Source organism: Flavobacterium sp. LC2016-23 (assembly GCF_009674775.1).
GTDB lineage: Bacteria > Bacteroidota > Bacteroidia > Flavobacteriales > Flavobacteriaceae > Flavobacterium.
In genome coordinates, this window is record NZ_WKKE01000012.1 from 102715 (window position 1) to 121940 (window position 19226).

General features: G+C 34.4%; 18 protein-coding genes. 6 read left to right on the top strand and 12 right to left on the bottom strand.

Annotated features, from left to right (window positions below):
* The first annotated feature begins 224 nt into the window (after nucleotides 1-224).
* Nucleotides 225-2135, top strand: coding sequence for an acetate--CoA ligase (gene acs / locus GJU43_RS11980; protein WP_154340990.1), 1911 nt, complete (start codon nucleotides 225-227; stop codon nucleotides 2133-2135).
* Between the two features lie 182 nt (nucleotides 2136-2317).
* Here the strand turns inward: acs and GJU43_RS11985 are convergent, their stop codons facing one another.
* The 3 genes from GJU43_RS11985 to GJU43_RS11995 form a co-directional block, all read right to left on the bottom strand.
* A complete protein-coding gene (locus GJU43_RS11985) occupies nucleotides 2318-2914 on the bottom strand; it encodes a PolC-type DNA polymerase III (protein WP_154340991.1) in 597 nt (198 codons plus the stop codon).
* 3 nt (nucleotides 2915-2917) lie between these two features.
* Nucleotides 2918-4834, bottom strand: a complete 1917-nt coding sequence (locus GJU43_RS11990; RefSeq protein ID WP_154340992.1) for a DUF294 nucleotidyltransferase-like domain-containing protein — start codon at nucleotides 4832-4834, stop codon at nucleotides 2918-2920.
* Between the two features lie 623 nt (nucleotides 4835-5457).
* Nucleotides 5458-5874, bottom strand: a complete 417-nt coding sequence (locus GJU43_RS11995; protein WP_154340993.1) for a hypothetical protein — start codon at nucleotides 5872-5874, stop codon at nucleotides 5458-5460.
* Between the two features lie 482 nt (nucleotides 5875-6356).
* On the opposite strand from GJU43_RS11995, the gene GJU43_RS12000 reads away from it, so the two are divergent.
* Nucleotides 6357-6767, top strand: a complete 411-nt coding sequence (locus GJU43_RS12000) for a helix-turn-helix transcriptional regulator (RefSeq protein ID WP_154340994.1) — start codon at nucleotides 6357-6359, stop codon at nucleotides 6765-6767.
* Nucleotides 6768-6787: 20 nt separating this feature from the next.
* Here the strand turns inward: GJU43_RS12000 and GJU43_RS12005 are convergent, their stop codons facing one another.
* Together GJU43_RS12005 and GJU43_RS12010 are read right to left on the bottom strand one after the other, a co-directional pair.
* Nucleotides 6788-7171, bottom strand: a complete 384-nt coding sequence (locus GJU43_RS12005; RefSeq protein WP_154340995.1) for a hypothetical protein — start codon at nucleotides 7169-7171, stop codon at nucleotides 6788-6790.
* A gap of 91 nt (nucleotides 7172-7262) precedes the next feature.
* Nucleotides 7263-7682, bottom strand: coding sequence for a hypothetical protein (locus GJU43_RS12010; RefSeq protein ID WP_154340996.1), 420 nt, complete (start codon nucleotides 7680-7682; stop codon nucleotides 7263-7265).
* A gap of 144 nt (nucleotides 7683-7826) precedes the next feature.
* Here GJU43_RS12010 and GJU43_RS12015 point away from each other — a divergent pair, with 144 nt between their 5' ends.
* The gene (locus GJU43_RS12015) at nucleotides 7827-9056 is read left to right on the top strand and encodes a multidrug effflux MFS transporter (protein ID WP_154340997.1); all 1230 of its coding nucleotides are present in this window, start codon (nucleotides 7827-7829) and stop codon (nucleotides 9054-9056) included.
* A gap of 142 nt (nucleotides 9057-9198) precedes the next feature.
* Here GJU43_RS12015 and GJU43_RS12020 read toward each other — a convergent pair whose 3' ends face one another.
* From GJU43_RS12020 to GJU43_RS12035, 4 genes are all read right to left on the bottom strand, one after another.
* On the bottom strand, nucleotides 9199-10458 hold the full coding sequence (locus GJU43_RS12020) for an NAD(P)/FAD-dependent oxidoreductase (RefSeq protein ID WP_154340998.1): 1260 nt from the start codon (nucleotides 10456-10458) through the stop codon (nucleotides 9199-9201).
* Nucleotides 10459-10543: 85 nt separating this feature from the next.
* On the bottom strand, nucleotides 10544-11878 hold the full coding sequence (locus GJU43_RS12025) for a DEAD/DEAH box helicase (protein ID WP_154340999.1): 1335 nt from the start codon (nucleotides 11876-11878) through the stop codon (nucleotides 10544-10546).
* 101 nt (nucleotides 11879-11979) lie between these two features.
* A complete protein-coding gene (locus tag GJU43_RS12030; protein ID WP_154341000.1) occupies nucleotides 11980-13518 on the bottom strand; it encodes a DEAD/DEAH box helicase in 1539 nt (512 codons plus the stop codon).
* A gap of 111 nt (nucleotides 13519-13629) precedes the next feature.
* Entirely contained in the window at nucleotides 13630-14160 is a 531-nt protein-coding gene (locus GJU43_RS12035; RefSeq protein ID WP_154341001.1) for a DUF6155 family protein, read from the bottom strand.
* Between the two features lie 103 nt (nucleotides 14161-14263).
* On the opposite strand from GJU43_RS12035, the gene GJU43_RS12040 reads away from it, so the two are divergent.
* Nucleotides 14264-14551 carry a DUF3817 domain-containing protein gene (locus GJU43_RS12040; RefSeq protein WP_154341002.1) on the top strand — a complete coding sequence of 96 codons (288 nt, stop codon included), beginning with the start codon at nucleotides 14264-14266 and terminating at the stop codon, nucleotides 14549-14551.
* Nucleotides 14544-15800: a mechanosensitive ion channel family protein gene (locus tag GJU43_RS12045; RefSeq protein WP_154341003.1), complete on the top strand. Its 1257-nt coding sequence runs from the start codon at nucleotides 14544-14546 to the stop codon at nucleotides 15798-15800. The genes GJU43_RS12040 and GJU43_RS12045 overlap by 8 nt, the downstream gene beginning before the upstream one ends.
* A gap of 168 nt (nucleotides 15801-15968) precedes the next feature.
* Here GJU43_RS12045 and GJU43_RS12050 read toward each other — a convergent pair whose 3' ends face one another.
* Nucleotides 15969-16409 (bottom strand): hypothetical protein, encoded by a 441-nt coding sequence (locus tag GJU43_RS12050; RefSeq protein ID WP_154341004.1) that lies wholly within the window; start codon nucleotides 16407-16409, stop codon nucleotides 15969-15971.
* A gap of 53 nt (nucleotides 16410-16462) precedes the next feature.
* On the bottom strand, nucleotides 16463-16846 hold the full coding sequence (locus GJU43_RS12055; RefSeq protein WP_127339929.1) for an acyl-CoA thioesterase: 384 nt from the start codon (nucleotides 16844-16846) through the stop codon (nucleotides 16463-16465).
* A gap of 70 nt (nucleotides 16847-16916) precedes the next feature.
* Between GJU43_RS12055 and GJU43_RS12060 the strand changes: the two genes are divergently transcribed.
* On the top strand, nucleotides 16917-17324 hold the full coding sequence (locus GJU43_RS12060; RefSeq protein WP_154341005.1) for a glyoxalase: 408 nt from the start codon (nucleotides 16917-16919) through the stop codon (nucleotides 17322-17324).
* Between the two features lie 132 nt (nucleotides 17325-17456).
* Here GJU43_RS12060 and GJU43_RS12065 read toward each other — a convergent pair whose 3' ends face one another.
* Nucleotides 17457-19199 (bottom strand): DUF885 domain-containing protein, encoded by a 1743-nt coding sequence (locus GJU43_RS12065; protein WP_154341006.1) that lies wholly within the window; start codon nucleotides 19197-19199, stop codon nucleotides 17457-17459.
* Between the last annotated feature and the right edge of the window lie 27 nt (nucleotides 19200-19226).

Here is a 19226-nt window from a genome sequence, read left to right on the forward strand (position 1 = left end):
AAATTAATTGTTATTGAAATTGTTAAAAAGAAGAAGGCATGATATTTATATATTGTGCCTTTTTTGTGATAATCAATTTATCATAAAACCTTAATTTTTATATTAAATTCATAAAAAAACTACATTTTTTTTAATATATGTTTTTTTATGCTAAAATTTATGAATTAAATAATTTTAAGAATACGCTGATATTTAATACATTTATAAAAAAATTCCAAAAACATATGAGTTATTATAAAATTGAAAATTTAGAACAATATTTTAAACATTACAATAAGTCAATAAGGGAACCGAGGAAATTTTGGGGGAAAATAGCAGAAGAAAATTTTACCTGGTACCAACAATGGGAAAAAGTTGTAGATTTCAATATGGCTGATGCTGAAGTAAAATGGTTTACTGAAGCAAAAGTAAATATTACTAAAAATTGCATCGACAGACATTTAAGCAAAAGAGGAGAAAAAACAGCAATTATTTTTGAACCAAACGATCCTTCTGAAACAGCTTTACATATAACATACAACGAACTTTACGAACGCGTGTCAAGAATGGCCAACGTTTTGCGTGAGCAGGGAGTTCGCAAAGGAGACAGAGTTTGTATTTACTTACCAATGATTCCGGAATTAGCAGTGGCTGTATTGGCCTGTGCCAGAATCGGAGCCATTCACTCGGTAATTTTTGCGGGATTTTCAGCATCTGCCGTATCGGCAAGGATTAACGATTGCGAATGCAAAATGGTAATTACGTCAGACGGTGGTTACAGAGGAAACAAAACAATTGACCTGAAAGGAATTGTAGATGAAGCTCTTGATACTTGTCCATCTGTTTCTAAAGTTTTAGTCGTTAAAAGGACTCAGACAGAAGTTAAAATGAAAGACGGTCGTGACATTTGGTTACAACCTTTATTAGATGCTGCTATAGATAATAGTGTTGCTGAGATCATGGACGCTGAAGATCCTTTGTTTATTTTATATACTTCGGGATCAACAGGAAAACCTAAAGGAATGGTGCATACCACGGCCGGATATATGGTTTATACCGCTTATACTTTTAAGAATGTTTTCAGCCACGAAGAAAATGATATTTTCTGGTGTACGGCAGATATTGGCTGGATCACAGGTCACTCTTATATTTTATACGGACCTTTACTAAACGGAGGAACAACCGTAATTTTCGAAGGAGTTCCGTCTTATCCGGATTTCAGCCGTTTTTGGGATATTATCGAAAAACATAAAATTACACAGTTTTACACAGCACCAACGGCAATCCGTTCACTAGCAAAAGAGAGTTTAGATTATATTCAAAAATATCCTCTGAAATCACTTAAAGTTATTGGATCTGTTGGAGAGCCAATTAATGAGGAAGCATGGCACTGGTTCAATGATCACGTTGGAGATAAAAGATGCCCTGTTGTAGATACCTGGTGGCAGACGGAAACCGGTGGAATCATGATTTCTCCGATTGCGTTTGTAACACCAACAAAACCAACGTATGCCACTTTACCATTACCTGGAATCCAGCCTGTTTTGATGGATGAAAAACGTAATGAAATTGAAGGAAATCAGGTGGTAGGAAGTTTATGCATTAAATTTCCATGGCCGGGAATCGCCAGAACAATCTGGGGAGATCATGAACGTTATAAAGAAACTTATTTTTCTGCTTTTCCGGGGAAATATTTCACAGGTGACGGCGCTTTGAGAGATGAAGTAGGATATTACAGAATTACGGGAAGAGTGGATGATGTGGTTATCGTTTCCGGACATAATTTAGGAACGGCTCCTATTGAAGATGCTATTAATGAGCATCCTGCAGTTGCAGAATCTGCCATTGTTGGTTTCCCTCATGAAATAAAAGGAAATGCCTTATACGGTTATGTGATTCTGAAAGAAACAGGAGAAGTCAGAAATAAAGAAAATTTATCAAAAGAAATCAATCAGTATATTTCAGATCATATCGGGCCAATTGCGAAATTAGATAAAATTCAATTCGTTTCGGGATTGCCAAAAACACGTTCCGGAAAAATCATGCGTAGAATTCTGCGTAAAATTGCGGAAGGAGATTTTTCTAATTTTGGAGATACTTCAACTTTACTGAATCCTGAAGTTGTCGAAGAAATTACAAAAGACAGAATCGCTTAATTAAAATCGTCTTTATCAGATTTTAAAACATAGAAATAAAAATGCCTCTTAATTTTAAGAGGCATTTTTTATATAATCAGTTTCCAAAACCGAAAATCCTGTCAGACTGAGCGAAGTCGAAGTCCGTCATGCAGAATCACTTTGCGGAAGCTTCGACTTCGCTCAGCCTGACATCGTTTTATTTATTTAATTCCCAAACGGGATTTTAACTTCAAAAATAGTAACGCAATTCTGTAAGCTTCCTCGGAAGATGAATTACGGTCACTTTTTGGAATTTTATAAATATCGCATAAGTCATCTAGTGAAAACTGCTTATCGTTGATATCCATTAATTTTCTATACATCATATCCACGTCCAGCGCTTCATTTTTTAATCTTCCGCAATCCAGACGCTCTAAGGCAGTATTAATCATTTCGACGTCAAAATTAATATGATGTCCCACTAAAACAGCATTGCCCAAAAAATTGATAAAAGCTTCAATTGCTTTAGGTTCTTCCATTTTTATCATTTTACTTTCAATAATAAATTCATTTGAAAGTCCGTTGTCTTCCAAAAACTTATATTGCAGTAAAACAGATTCAAAGCTATCCTTAATTACAACGCTGTCATCAACTACAGTAAAAGCGCCCAAGGATAAAATCACATCCTTATTCGGGTTCAAACCAGAAGTTTCTGTAGATAAAACTACAAATCTATTGGGTTTAGTCTCGAATTTGGTCAGGTAATCTTTCCAGAAATCAGGATGTTCTTTGTTGATATTTTTAATCCAGTCCAGCATATTTTAGGAGAATTGTGTAAGTTGAAATTTGTTCTTAATTAATTCTTCAAGATCTTTCATTGGTGTTAAAGCATTTTTTAATTTTTCTTTATCATTTTTTGACATCTCTCTCAAATTTATAAATTGTCCCGAATCATCATTTTTCAAACCTTCAACAGTTCTGAATTTAGATAGTGTTAAAAAAGCTTCAGCGCAACTTAGATAGATTTCAGCATTTTTAGAATCCGTTATCGCCAATTGCTTGAATCGTAAATACGTATTCTGTATTCCTTTTATATTTGAATTCAAAATTAACAAACGGGCACCATCAATTAAAGGCATCAGGGCACGCGTTTTTATATCGAATTTTCCTTTATGCGGCCCATCTTCTTCTACAAGGAATTTTTTGAAGAAACTCAATGGCGAATTTTTCTTTAAGGCATCATTACCCAGGAAATCAAAGAATAAAGTATTGTTTACGGCATTTTTAAAAATAACACTTTCTATCGCTTCTTCAATTTTAGGTTCTCCGAAAACAATTTCATAATCAAAGAAAATACTGCTCAGATCGTTGCTGTTTTCACCTGGAGTATTCATCCAGCTGTTGTATTGTTTCGTCCAGTCAGTCAATGACTTACACCAAAGCATATTACTTCCCATATGTCCGTTTGGACAAAGTTCATAACCTACTTTTTCCAGGATGGCAGTAGTTCTTTTTGCCAGTCGTAAAAAGTAATCTTTTACATCCCGGTATTTTTCAGGAGTAACATCTTCAAATATTAAAATGCTGTCCTGATCTGTTAATAAAAGCTGTTCTTTACGCCCCTGACTACCAATACTCAGCCACGCAAATCGGGCAGGAGGTGAGCCCAGATCTAAAATGGATAACTCCACAGATCGTTTTATAATGGCCAGGTTTATTTCACTTGCGATATTACTGACATGCGAAATCGGAATATTTTTCTGAATCGAATTCTGAATCAGATCAGACAAACGATCGCGTATTTGTTTTAAATCTTTTGGAAGTTGTGAACGTTTGATTTCTTTAATCAAAACTCCGGGATTACTGGCCTGGGCTACAATTAAATCGTGTTCAGATATAATTCCTTTTACAGCAGACTTACTCGTACCATCCTTAGTTACACATAAATGCGTTACATTGTGTTTCAGCATTAACAATTGTGCTTCGGCCAAAGAAACATTTTCTAATACTGTAACCACAGGCGAAGACATGATTTTGTCAATAGTTTCGGTAATAGGATAGCGGCCTGTCGCTATTTTTGATGATAAATCAGCATCCGTAACAATTCCAATCGGATGGTTTTTTTCACAGACTACAATATTATCTACCATTGCTTCAGTCATTAAAATGGCAACATCTTTTACAATGTGATGTGCTTCTGTTTTTAATGGCGAATTGTTATACGTAAGGGATTGTATGTACTGCATTTCTGACTGCTGATCTACGTAAAACGAAGTATCAGAAATCAGTTTTCCATTTGAGCTGACACTGTCCTTGGTATGTCTTGAATTTGTTGCAAAACTTTCCAGTAAAAAGTTTAAAACATCAGAATTATTAGCCACAAAAGGTCTGAAAACAGCTATGGGTATTGCATAAACAATAGTTTCTTCACGAGCCTTAGCGGTCATCATGTAGTTGTTTTTAGCAAAAAACGGACGCAGACCAAAAATATCACCTTCATGACATTTGTTTATAATTGTTTCTTCAGCATCAGCAATTGTCGTCAGATTTATAACCCCGGAAGCTACCACATAAAAACTGTCATGCAGGATATCATTGTTTTGAAATAATACCGCATGTTTTTCTAAGTTGATAACACGGATATTAGTTGCAATTTCAGATAATTCCTGAAAAGTCAGATTCTTAAATGGCTGATATTCTTTTAAAAAATCTGCAATATGCTCGGCAATTGTATTCATACGTTTATGATAATTTTTTTAAAGTATCGAATGTAAAAATAATAAAATAAACTCTTACAATGAAAGCATCTGTGCGATTTTAAACAAAACTAGGAATATGGTATTCAGGAAGCATAAATTTCCCTTTTTGTTATTTCAAATTACTAATTGTGAAGTATTTTGTAATTATGTAATATTGTTTTGATTTGCAATTGCTGCAATTATCTAATTTAAAGTAGTTTCTAAATATTCTATTTTACATAATATAAATTATAGTTCATTTGTGATGTAACTAATTAACACTACCAAATGGCTTTAAAACGTTCCTCTTTAGAGAATTACACGCTATTACTTGTAGAATTAAACAAGATGCGTCACACAAATTTCAATGCAAAAACATTTTTAAAAAAAATGCGTAAATTTTGCAAAACCTCTCATTTAAAGTTTAAAACATTATTTCTAAGAATCCGTGGTTCAAATATAGAAATTACAATTCGAGTCAAAACTTCTTAAACATTTGCATAACTGGTGTAAAAATGTTGGATTTGATTATCAATACATTAATATTTACAATAGAAAAACTGGTAATTATATCGCTCGGCAATACTCTAATGATTATATAATAGATAAGCCTTTGTATTGATTTACAAAGGCTTTTTATCTGGGTTAAATTTGGGGTCTTCAACATTTACCAATGTTTTTATTAAGGCAAGCGTATTGTATATAATTAAGATTACACATAAAATAAATACGCTGTCAATTACATATGTTCTGAACAGATAAATAATATGAACAAAGCAATGTAGAGATACTATTGGAATTATAATGTAATTTGCTGTTTTATCAAAAGTATTGAAGCTCCAGAAAAATTTTACAACAAAACCCATTATTAAAATTGTCAATGTTGTACCTAGTAAAAGCATTATAATAAATCCTGCTATAAATGAAATAGATTCTAAATGTGCTAAATAATTTGCGCACCTATTTATTACATCGTATAAACCGTAAGTAAATAATAAAATAGAAAATAAATAGATTGCGAATTTTAATATATTTTTCATTTAAAACTTTATTTTTTTAAGGCTAATATATAAAATATATGAATTTTTCAAACGGTATAATTATTTATTCTTTTATAACAATTTATAAATCATAGTTCAAAATATATGTGTTGACTGACAGACACCGGCTTCATTTATTTGTCCTTCTTTGCATTCGCAGATACTATATCTTATTCAGAAATCTCATATTCTGAAAAACAAATTACTTTATTTTAAATATGAGATTTATACGAATCCAAATTCATACTATTTACAGCTTTAAATTTTCTCGTATTTGAGAAATAAAATTTTTAAATTTCAAATAACGGATTTATATGCGTTCAAATAAAAAAGCATCACATAGTATGTGATGCTTCAAATTTCTCCTATTTGAAAATTATTTTATTTTTTTTCAAATAAACAGATTTTCAAGTGAAATTACTTTAAGTATTCTTTTCAATATCGCTTAATTATTCTAGGTAAAAATCTTATATTTGACATTTATGATAAATATTAATATGCTGGAAAAGAAAATACATCAGGGTCGAAATATAAAGCGTTTTCGTGAAATGCTGGGTATAAAACAAGAAGTCCTGGCCTATGAATTGGGTGATGACTGGAATCAGAAGAAAATTTCTCTTTTGGAGCAGAAAGAATTGATTGAAAATGATATTTTAGACCAGGTTGCTAAAATTCTTAAAGTGCCTGCGGATGCTATAAAGAATTTTGATGAAGAACAAGCGATAAATATAATCTCAAACACTGCCTCTTTTGATAATTGCCAACAACCAGCTTTTTTTAATAACCAGCCTACCTTCAATCCTTTAGATAAAATGGTAGAGCTTTACGAGCGTATGCTTGAACAGCAAAAGGAAATGATAGACAGATTGGAGAAATTGATTCGGGAGAAATAGTCTTAAGGTTGTTAGCTTTTCTACTCGGATAACTTTGTCAGAATCGCTTCTTTTGGAATCAAATCAGATCCGCCTCTTTTACTCAACTGTATAACTCCGTCATTGACAAATAAAACCGCACTAGTTGAAGCTCCGTCTTTTGTCTTTATGGTAATCTGAGCTTTTTCTCCCAGAACATAAACATAGCCGGTGACTTCCATAATTCCGCTATTTAGCTTTTCGTCTTTACCGGTAACTTCAGCAGTTCCGAAAATTTTACTGTTTGACTGCGCTATATTCAAATTTAAAATATATTTCTTATTACAGTTCGTGCAATTTTCGTTGCTCCAGGTCCCTGTAAACTGATTGGTTTGGGAATATGCGGAAAAAGATATAAATGCTATAATCAAAATGATTTTTCTCATACAGGTGAAAACTTTTAAAAATAATTGAATTTCAAATATAAATGAAAAAAGCATCACTTTCGTGATGCTTTAAGTTGTTTCGGCACTATATTTATTTAATTTTTTTCAGGTACACTGATTTTCCGTTTAACGAAACATTGATTTCATTATTTTTTTCAGAGAAAGTTGTTCTTAAAGCATTTCCTTTAAAGATCTGTACATCTCCCCAAACTTTTCCTGTTTCATCTGAAACATATTCAAATAATAATTTTTTATTATCAGGCTCAATTCCTAATTTATAGCTTGAAAATTTTGAAGTTGTTAAATTGAATTCCTGTTGTGTGTCAATGATTTTGCCATCAGCATAGAAATTGGTAACGGATTTGTTTAAGGTAATGTCCGGATAATATTTATTTACCATTTCAAGTAAAGCATACTGATCTGCATTTGCTTCTTCAATTTTTGTGGTAATAGATTGTCCAAATGAAATTGTTGTAAAAATAAGAGCCAATAGTAAAGTGAATTTTTTCATAAATTTTAATTTTAAGGGTTAAAGTTTCAAAATATTTTCTAAAACTTACATAATAACCATTTTTTATACAAAATGTAATTATTATATGCAACAAGGTACTAAATATTTATCTTTGCACGAAATAAAAAGCAAAATTTTAAGAAAATGACAACAAAAAAATACATTAAGCTTATCCTGATTTTGGGTTCTTTAACAGCACTTGGGCCTTTTTCGATTGATATGTATCTGCCTGGATTTTCAGGTATTGCAAAAGACCTGCATACTACTGTAGCCAAAGTTTCAATGAGTTTATCCAGTTATTTTATTGGAATTTCTGCCGGACAATTGCTTTACGGACCTTTATTAGATCGTTTTGGCCGAAAAAAACCATTATTTATTGGTTTGATGATTTATATACTTGCTTCATTGGGATGTGTTTACGTGAGAGATATTGATTCTTTTATATTTTTGCGTTTTATTCAGGCTGTTGGCAGTTGTGCTGCGACGGTTGCTTCTGTAGCAATGGTCAGGGATTTGTTTCCTGTAAAGGACATTCCGAAAGTATTTTCGTTATTGATGCTTGTTCTTGGGCTATCACCAATGCTGGCACCCACAATTGGTGGTTATGTAACGGAAGATTACGGCTGGCATATCGTGTTCTTAATCCTGATGTTTATGGGGATCGCTATTTTGATTGCTTCACAGATTGGTTTGCCGAACAGTTACAAACCGGATTCTTCAATTTCGCTGAAACCGAAACCAATTATTTCTAACTTTATAAAGGTACTTAAGGAACCTCAGTTTTACACTTATGCGTTTACAGGCTCGATTGCTTTTTCAGGCTTATTTACGTACGTAGCGGCCTCTCCTATCATTTTTATGGATATTTACCATGTTAATGCTAAAACGTACGGCTGGATTTTTGCCTTTATGTCGGTCAGCTTTATTGGTTCAAGCCAGTTAAATTCACTTTTACTGAAGAAATTTTCAAGTGAGCAAATGATTTTCGGAGCCTTAATCGCACAATCTGTTATAACGATTCTTTTCCTGATTCTTTCCTTAAATAATTTGCTGGGCCTTTACGAAACTATCGGAATGTTATTTTTGTTTCTGGCTTGTTTGGGAATCTCAAACCCAAATACTGCAGGACTTACAATGGCTCCTTTTGCTAAAAATGCCGGAAGTGCTTCCGCTTTGATGGGCGCTATTCAGTTAGGTCTTGGGGCTTTAGCTTCTTTCGCTGTCGGAATTTTTGTAAAGGATTCCGTAGCACCTATGGTTCTTATTATGACCGTAACTACCATTATTGCCTTTATTGTTTTGAATGTTGGTAAACGTTTTATTACACAAAAAGTTGAAGTAACAGCAGGAGACGACACTGTAATCGGGCATTAAAAGGACAATAATTTTCAATTTTTTTAAATTCCAAATTCCAATAAAAAAGCCAGAATTTAATAAACTCTGGCTTTTTTATGCTTTTCAAATTTCGTAACACGTTTGGAATTTGGAATTTAAAAAAATTGAAAATTACCTTTTTTTAGCTTCTTTTATCGGGTCTGATAATCATTCTAAGCGACTGATCGCTGGCGAAATACGCTACCATCCAGTTCCAGAACGTATTTAATCTGTTTCTATAAGTTATTAGCGAGATCAGGTGAATAAACAGCCATATAATCCAGGCAAAGAATCCTTTGAAATGCCATTTTGGGCTTGGCAGATCAACTACAGCTTTATTTTTTCCTATAATGGCCATTGAACCTTTATCATTGTAAGTAAAAGGTTTAAGAGTCTTGTTTTTAATAATTGCTTTAAAGTTTTTAGCTAAATTGAGTCCTTGCTGAATCGCAACTTGTGCTACCTGGGGATGCCCGTCAGGAAATTTTGAATCTCCGGCTAAAATTGCGGTATCGCCGATCGCGTAAATATTCTCAAGTCCGTTTACTTTGTTATACTGATCGGTTGCCATTCGACGACCACGGCCATAACTTTCTTTTGGAATTCCTTCAAAAATTTTAGCAGAAACTCCTGCGGCCCAAATCAGGTTTTTGGTTTTGATGGTTTCGCCATTTTCGAAATAAACAGTGTCATCAATATAATCCGTCACGCGGCTGTGTAATTTCACGACAACGCCCAAATTGGTAAGTGCTTCCAAGGTATCTTTTTGAGAAGCTTCGCTCATTGGTGCGAGTAAAGCATCTCCTCCATCTACTAAATAAACATTACTGGCTGATGTTTCCAGTTCCGGATATTCTTTTAGCAGAATATTTTTTCGCATTTCGGCAAACATCCCTGAAACTTCCACTCCAGTAGGTCCCCCACCGGCGACAACAATAGTCAATAATTTGCGGCGTTTGCGGATATCTTTGGTGATTGCTGCTTTTTCAAGGTTTTTAAGCAGTGTATTACGCATTTCGATGGCATCATTTAAGGTTTTCATCGGAATAGCATTTTTCATTACGTTTTCCATTCCAAAATAGCTTGTTTCGGCACCTGTGGCAAAAACAAGGTAATCGTAGTTCAGTTCTCCATTATTAAGGATGATTTTATTTTCGGAAGGAACTACGGAAAGTAATTCCCCAAGACGAAATTGAAGATTCTTTTTACCGGCAAAAAATTTTCTGAAGGGATAACTGATACTTGAAGGTTCTAAAAAAGCGGTGGCAACCTGGTATATAAGTGGTGGGAAAAAATTATAATTGTTTTTGTCTACAAGCGTTACTTGTATCTGAGGCTGATTAACAAGTTCTTTCGCGAGATTCAAACCTGCAAAACCACCTCCAATAATGACTATTTTCATATATATTGTTTTACGAATAAGATTATTTTCTTTTAAATCACCTTAAAAGTACAACATAAATTAACAGTTACAAAGTCATTAGAACTTACTTTTTGAATTTTTTAACAGGTTTTTCTACTACATCGATTTTGTTTTGCAAAACATAATTGGCTAACAATTTTTCGATCAGTTCGTCTTTGGTTAAATGATGAAAGACAGTTTTTACTTTTGTTTTTAAATCAGCAGAAATCTCCTGATTGGGCTTTGTTTTGAAGATTTGTTTCGCCCATAACAAGGTATTATTCTCTTCTAAACTAACTACGGAAGGTTTCTGAAACTTAGTGAATTTGATCCCCAGTTCTTTTTCGAATTCCGGAATTTCAATTACTTCTTCCTCTTGCAAAACGGTTAAGGAAAGTCCCTTTGCTCCTGCTCTTGCTGTTCTGCCGCTGCGGTGTACATAATTTTCATACGTATCCGGCAGATGGTAATTTACCACATAAGCAATTTCTTTTACATCAATTCCTCTTGCCGCCAAATCTGTGGCTACCAGAATATTAATATGCCCTTCACGAAATTGTTCCATGATTCTGTCACGAATTCCCTGCGATAAACTTCCGTGCAACGCTCCTGATGAAAAACGATTAATAGCCAGATTTTTGGCTAATTTATTGACTGCAGCTTTGGTTTTACAGAATATAATCCCGCGTTGGCCTTCTTTTGAATTTAGGAAATGCATTAAAACGTCCAGTTTTTCAATGGGGTCCACAATGATATATTCGTGATCTATTCCCTGGTTCCCAACAGTTTCCATATCGGCACTCACCTGAACTACATTCTTATTTAGGTAATTCTGAATCAATTGCTTGATTGTTCCCGGCAAGGTAGCGGAGAATAATAAAGTGCGATGTTTTTTAGGAAGTTCCGCTACAATTTCGTCTAAACTTTCTTTTAGGATCGAAACCATTTCATCGGCTTCGTCTAAAACTAAGTATTGGGTTTGTTTTAAATCGATGGCTTTACGCTGAATCAAATCGATTAAACGTCCCGGAGTGGCTACCACAATATGTGTGGGCTGCGTAAGACGTTCTATTTGCGGTTTTATTGGAATTCCACCGCAAGTTGAAGCGATAGATATGTTTGGAATATGTTTTCCAAAATCCTCTAAATTTCTAAAAATCTGTTGCCCAAGTTCTCTGGTCGGGACCAGAATGATGGCCTGAACAATGGGTAATTCTGTATTTATTAATTGCAACAAAGGCAATCCGAAAGCAGCTGTTTTACCTGTTCCGGTTTTGGCTAAACCTACTAAATCATGATTTTCAGCTAAAAGAAGCGGAATCGTTTTTTGTTGAATTTCTGTTGGTTCAACGATATTCAATTCGCTTAACGTTTTTAAAATGGGTGCTGAAATTCCTAATGCTGAGAATGGTTTAGACATGTTTTGTTTTTGTTATTGTTTTTTGTTTCAAGTTTCAAGTTTCAGGTTATTGTAATCTACATCTAACCTGAAACCTGAAACTTTTTTTAACCTTTCCGGAATCAATCCGGCTCGTTCATGATTTTTTCACGGTATTTTTTACCGATTAACAGCACCATTTTTAATTTATAATCGTCAACTAGCCATTCACGGTAATTTTTACTGCACTGGCTCAGGCATTTTGCATAACGTTTGATACGGCATTCGATATCATCATCCAGTTCTTTACCAAGAGCTTTTGCTTCCTGTAAAGTTTCACTGTTATCCACACACATTGCGGCATGTTGCTCTAATGACTTGTCTAATACTACTTTAGAACGTAAATTTTGTTTAATGATTAGTTTATGTTCTTCATCAACATCAAAAGTAACGTCGGCAGTTTTACTGAATTTGGCACGTAATTCCGGAGGCATGCTGTATTTGAAATACAACTCTATTTCGGTATCATCACGAAGATTTTCTAAATAAAATTCCGGTGATTTAAAAATATGCTGCCAGTTAACCGGCTCGCTCCATAAACCAAAACGTGCTGCATTATTCCCTAAATCAATCACTGTAAACTCATCTTTACCAGGTAATTTACGAGATCCGCGACCAATCATCTGGTAGTATAAAGTTAAAGATTTTGTAGCTCTGTTTAAGATAATAGTCTCCACGGTAGGCTCATCAAAACCAGTGGTTAAAATTCCAACCGAAGTTAAGATCGCGTCCGGAGTTTTCTTGAACCATTGCAAAATATCTTTACGTTCTTCAGAACTACTGGTATTATCCAGGTGCCTGATATCGTATCCTGCTTCCCTGAAGGTTTCATATACATACAAAGATGTATGGATACCGTTGTTGAAAATCAGTGTTTTTTTACCTAATGAACGCTCTGTATAAGCATGCAGTAATTTTTCCTGCATGACCGTATTGGTATATAAATCATCGGATGATTTTACGGTATAATCTCCGTTAATACCCACTTTTAGAGACGTCAGACCCACATCATAGCTATAGGTTGTAGCACGCGCCAAAAATCCTTTGTCAATCAATGAACTAATGGTGTCTCCCACAATAAGTTCGTCATAACTTTGGTGCATGGGTAATTTGATATTCGAACTCAAAGGTGTTGCAGTTACTCCAAGAATAAAAGCATTTTTGAATGAGTTTAATAATTTACGGAATGAATTGTAATGCGCCTCATCAATAATAACCAAACCGATATTATCCAGATGTAATTTTTCATCATTGATACGGTTTTTTAAAGTTTCAACCATGGCCACAAAACACGAAAACTCGTTTTGATCCGGTAATTCTTTTACTTTACTGTTGATTATTTTATTAGAAACACCAAAGCCTTTCAGCATTTTTGAGGTCTGTTTGCAAAGTTCGATACGATGCGTTAAAACCACTACTTTTTTGTCATTATTCGCTAAGTAACGACGAACAATTTCGGAGAAAATAACTGTTTTCCCTCCACCTGTTGGTAGTTGATACAATAAATGATGTTGAGCAGGAGCATTGTCTAAACGATCAAAAATGGCGTCAATGTCGCCTTTTTGGTAAGCATAAAGTTCTTTTTTCTCTTCTCTTTCTATTTCTAAAGTGTTTTGAGACATTGTAAATTTTTGGATTTTTGCAAAAGTACACCTAAAAAACAGTTATTCATCTTATTTTAACGTAAAATAAATGATTCTTTTTAATAAGATTTTTTATGGGAAGTGTTTTTATTAGTCGATTTTGTCTAAAATTGTCTCAAAATCATGCCTGTTTTTCCATTTTTGTTGCATTGTTTCTTGTTCGACCGCAATTATTCGGGGCTTAAATTCATTCAAAATGCCGTTCGAAATTGTAAAATTCACCGCTTGTTCAAAGGAATTAAACATGCTTTTGTAGAACAATTCCTGCTTTATAAAATTTTGAGCCGAAAAGGTCTGGGCAATTTCAAGGTTAAACAACATTACGTCTGCAATCACAAAAGGATCTACTCCGAGTGAAATAAAATGCTTGATGTATTTTTGTGCCACAGAACGACGCATTTTTGCTTTTGGGCGCCATTTTGCATTGGGCTTTTTAATGGGAAAATATTCCTGCGAGATTTTAACCTTGCATTCCTGCAAAAGTTTATCTTCTTTTGGGTTAAAAGCAAAATCATAGTAGACTTTTACCGGACTAAATTTTTCGTACAATTCGATAATTTGTTCTTCGAGCTGTTCTTTATTTAATTCGGATAAATATTTTTTTAAATCGCGCTTACTCATTATCAAAGTTTAAGATTACAAAAGTAAATTACTTTTGGCATTCATACTCAAAATGCCATCGATAATACTTAATTTTGCCTGTATAAACTCAAAAAATAAATACATGCTCAAGATTTTTAAAGTTACAGCAATTTTAGAAGGAATCTCTTATTTAGTTTTATTTGCTAATATGCTTATTATCAAAACCAACAATCCGGAACTTTACCATACGCTCCTGCGTCCTCTGGGAATGGCGCACGGAGTATTATTTATTGGTTACATTGTATTGGCCTTTTTGTTGAAAAAACCTCAGAACTGGGACTTAAAAACTTTTGGAATTATTTTAATTGCTTCTCTTATTCCGTTTGGGACTTTTTATATCGAGAAAAAATACTTAGAAAATAATGCATAAGCTTTTGGATAAAATATTTAACTTTTTATATCCGATTTTCAGGGATTGGGGCATGAGCCGCAATTTCGCGTCTTATTTCAGCCTGTTTTTCAATATTATTATTTTAATCGCGCTGGCTTATATTATTTACTATGCAGCAAAATTTTTGCTGGTGACGTTAACGGCTATTTTTGCACAACGTACCAAAACAAAATTTGATGATTATCTCATTCAGAATAAAACGACCCGATATACCGCTTATCTGATTCCGTTTTTCTTTATTTATAAAGCGGTTCCGGTTATTTTAGATAAATACGAATACTGGGAATTGATTTTCGGTAAAATAGTAGGTGTTTATATTGTTTTGCTTGGATTATGGATTGTTCGTACGATTTTTAATTCGTTACGTGATTATTTAAAGCAAAAACCCGAGTACAGCGACAAACCCATTGACAGTTTTGTTCAGGTTATCATGATTGTCCTCTGGATATTCGGAGTTGCCATAATTATTTCGAAATTGTTTGGTATCAAACAAGGCGAACTATTAACTATTTTAGGAACACTTTCAGCAATTATTATCCTGATTTTCAGGGATACAATACTCGGATTTGTATCTAGTGTGCAGGTTGCGATAAATGATATGGTCCGAATTGGCGACTGGATTACGATGGATAAATTTGGTGCCGACGGAGATGTGATCGAAATTAACCTTACGACAGTAAAAGTCCGAAATTTTGATAATACGATTACAACCATTCCGACTTATGCTTTGAGTTCCGATTCTTTTCAGAACTGGCGCGGTATGCAAAAATCGGATGGGCGCCGTATTAAGAGGCATATTTTGATCAAAAGCAGCAGCATTCGTTTTTTAAATAACGAAGATCTGGATCTGATGAAAAAAGTGCAGCTTATCAGTTCCTACATAGAAACCAGACAGGCAGAAATTGAAAAATACAACGAACTGCGCGGAGTTGATAAATCATTGGCTCTAAATGGCCGTAATATGACCAATCTGGGATTATTTCGAAAGTATATCATGCAGTATTTGATGACACATCCCGGACTAAATAAAGATATGCACATCATGTGCCGCCAGTTACAATCTACGGCGCATGGAGTTCCTTTAGAAATTTATGCCTTTTCGAGCGATAAACGCTGGGCCAATTACGAATACATTATGGCTGATATTTTCGATCATGTAATGGCTTCAGTGATCTATTTTGATCTTGATATATTTGAACTGCCATCTCAAATTGGCCGATTGGATTGATTTTTTTTTACCATATAAGTCATTTGAGTCATTTAAGCTTTGCTTTAAACGGGCTGTATGGTTTGTTTCTTCGTTTTGATCGACCTATTGGAATATTTTTTTAACCATATAAGTCTTTTAAGTGCATATAAAATAAAACTTACATGTACTTAAATCACTTATATGGTTTTATTTTTTTGTTTGGATTTCTTCGAAGATAAAGGCTGAGTTATGGTATTCGATGGGAACATCAGGAACAAAACAGGGAAGATTAAAATAAGTTCCTATTACCCCTTTTCCTAAAAATAATTTATTGTCTTTTTTTAAAAGCGCTAAAGGCACCCTTTTCCAGCTTCCTCCAAAAGTCAGATAATGGTAATCGCCGCGTAAAGTATCTCCTTTTATATCGCCGCGTACATCTCCGGAGTCCTTCCCTACTCCATAATGCGAAATTTCATATCGGCCAAAGAATCGTTTATCATTCATGTTGATTTCCAGAACGGCAGTGTCTTTCTTATGCACGGCACGATAGAAAGCCTTTTGGTATTTTTCTTTTCCTTCTTTGGAATTGCACGAAAACACCAGAATGAAAAGGGCGAATGAAAGGAGAGTTTTAAGGATTTTTTGCATTTTTGTCGTTCTGTTTTTAAAACAATCTGTATTTAAGAGTATTGAAGTTTTGCTTACAAACGGTCTTTTACAAATTCAATCTGCGTTTTTCCGTGTGCCAGTGGTTTACCGCTTTCATCCAGATTGACCATAGTAGCGTTGTCGATTGTAATAATGATTTCGCGGGTCATCATGTTTCTAACGGCACATTTGAGTACGAGCGACGTATTTCCGAATTTGACTACATCAATTCCGATTTCGACAATATCCCCTTGTCTGGCGGAACTTTTGAAATTAATCTCGGACATGTATTTAGTGACTACTTTTTGATTCTGCAATTGAATGATACTGTACAGTGCCAGTTCTTCATCAATCCAGGACAATAAATGTCCGCCAAATAAAGTTCCGTTTGGATTTAAATCCTGAGGCTTAACCCATTTTCTGGTATGAAATCGCATATTTTTATTTTAGATAAAACAAAAATAGGTTTTTACTATCGGATTTTTTCTTTAATTTTAAAGAAAAAACATGACAGACAGAGACACTTTTTTAAAAGAATTCAGAGGCGAAACTTTAGGAACTGTAAGTGCTCAGTCTTCGGCAGATGAGCTGTTCCAGAATCAGACGATCAGGCCGGTTTTAAAACTCCAGAATGATCTTTTTATCGCTGCTTTTATCAACTATGTCAATAAAAACAAAGCTGATTTTTATTCGTATACCGTAGAAAAGAAATTACAAACCATCGAAAATTCGATCCAGAAAGACATTAAATTCAGAAACTCCCTGAAAGGAATGGTAATAGCACTTTTTACCGTTGAAGAATACAATACATACATTCAGAATTCATCGAGCTTAAACAAACGAATGATGAATTTACTAACTGAGCGTTTGAAAAGCCAGGTGCAGTTGTTTGAAAAGGTAGATGTGAAAAGTTAGATGTTGAGATGCAAGATGCAAGATGTGAGACTGAAAACTGTGACTGAGACTGCGACTGTAAACTGTGACTGAAAACTGAGACTAAAAAAAATAAGCCTTTCCATACAGAAAAGGCCTCTTTTGTGTGTGTGATTACTCTTTAGACAACATCAATTCCTTAATGTATTTCACGGGAGCGCTGCCGAAACTCAGGAATTTTTCATGAAATTTTTTCAGGTTAAAATCCTTACCTTGTTGCTTTTTAAGATCTTCTCTTAAATTATAAATTTCAGTATATCCGGTAAAATAAGAACACAACTGAACCTGTGATAAAGTGACACGTTTCCATTTGCCATCGGCTTCGGCTTGTTGCTGGAAGGCTTCTTTGGTTAACAAATCCAAAGCATCTCCTTTAGACATGTTCTTAGTATGAACGCTGATGTCCAGAATGGTATTGCAAGTCGTTCTTAAATTCCATTTATAATACATCAGCCACATTTCGTCAGAATTCTTGTAACCGCTTTCCAGCATCATTTTTTCGGCATAAACAGCCCATCCTTCTACCATGGCACCATTCCCAAGAATTGATTTTATAATACTTGGTGACTGGTTGCTGTAGACCAATTGTGTGTAATGTCCCGGAATCGCTTCGTGTATGTTTAAGATCTGAAGAATATAATCGTTGTATTCACGTAAATAGCTTTCAGAATTTTCTGCTGTCCAGCCGGACATGCTTCCTACATTGTAGTACGTATTTGCATTTTTATCATAAGGTCCCGGTGCCGAGATAGAAGCTCCCGCCACTCCGGCCATGTAAGCCGGCTCTTTGCGCACCACAAGCGGTTTTGAGGGATCGATGTACAATAAATCCTTTGCTTTTACATAAGCCGTTAGCTCCGGAATTTGTTTTTCAATTTCAGATTGAAATTTCTCCGGTGTTGTATGCTGTAGTGAAATTTTATCAATAACCTGTTTGATTAATTCTAATTTATCGGCTGGTTTTGGTGCAGTTCCTTTGTATTTAGTCCAAAGTTTGTCTGCAAGAACAAACATTTTGTCGTGCAGGTCTTTTTTATGATCAATTGCTATTTTATAAATCTGATCTACGTTGTATCCGGACTGAATGTCCAAATCGAATTTTTCAGCATACAATTCAGCTCCTAGTCTAAAAGAACGCGGCGTTTTATTCGGTAATTTTTTTAGCCAGTCTGCATAATCTTTAATTGCTTTTACGGCAACTTTGGCTTTGTCAAGCATTTCCTTTTTCTCCGCTTCCGTTAATTTACTTTTATCTAAAGCAGCACTTAGTTCTCCTTCAAAAACAGAGGATCCGCCTAAGTTTTGAGCAATAGCCAGTTCGGTATGTTCTATAGTCGGGTTTTTGATATTCTTTTTAGCTGCTTCATAATAGGCCGGAATTCCGTTCATCTTCGTATTAAAAGCTTTTAAACGAGTTTCCAGGCTATCGTAGCTTCCATTCAGAATTTCCGCAAAAGAACCACAAACATTGTATTCAGAAGGGTTCCATTGAGACGATTTCATTTTTGTGGTACTGAAAATAATACCGTCCATTTGATTTTTTATCATGTAGAAATCCGTTTTATTCTTATCTGATAAATCGTCAATATTATACTGTTTTAGGGAATCTAATTGTGCGGCAGCAAAATCAAGCTGTTTTTTTTCATCCTTACTATCGGGAATGACCAAAACACTGTCTAATTTATGGTAGCCGACACCTGAAGCCCAGCCCGGATAGACTTCCCAAAGGCTTGTAACAAAACCATCTTTATAGTGGTCGAATTTTTTATCTAAGGAAGTGTCGTCAGAACTTTTTGCACTTTTATTACAGGAAAGCAGTAATGTTACCGTACAAATGGAAAGAAGCAGTTTTTTCATAATTTATTATTTACTAATACTAAAGGT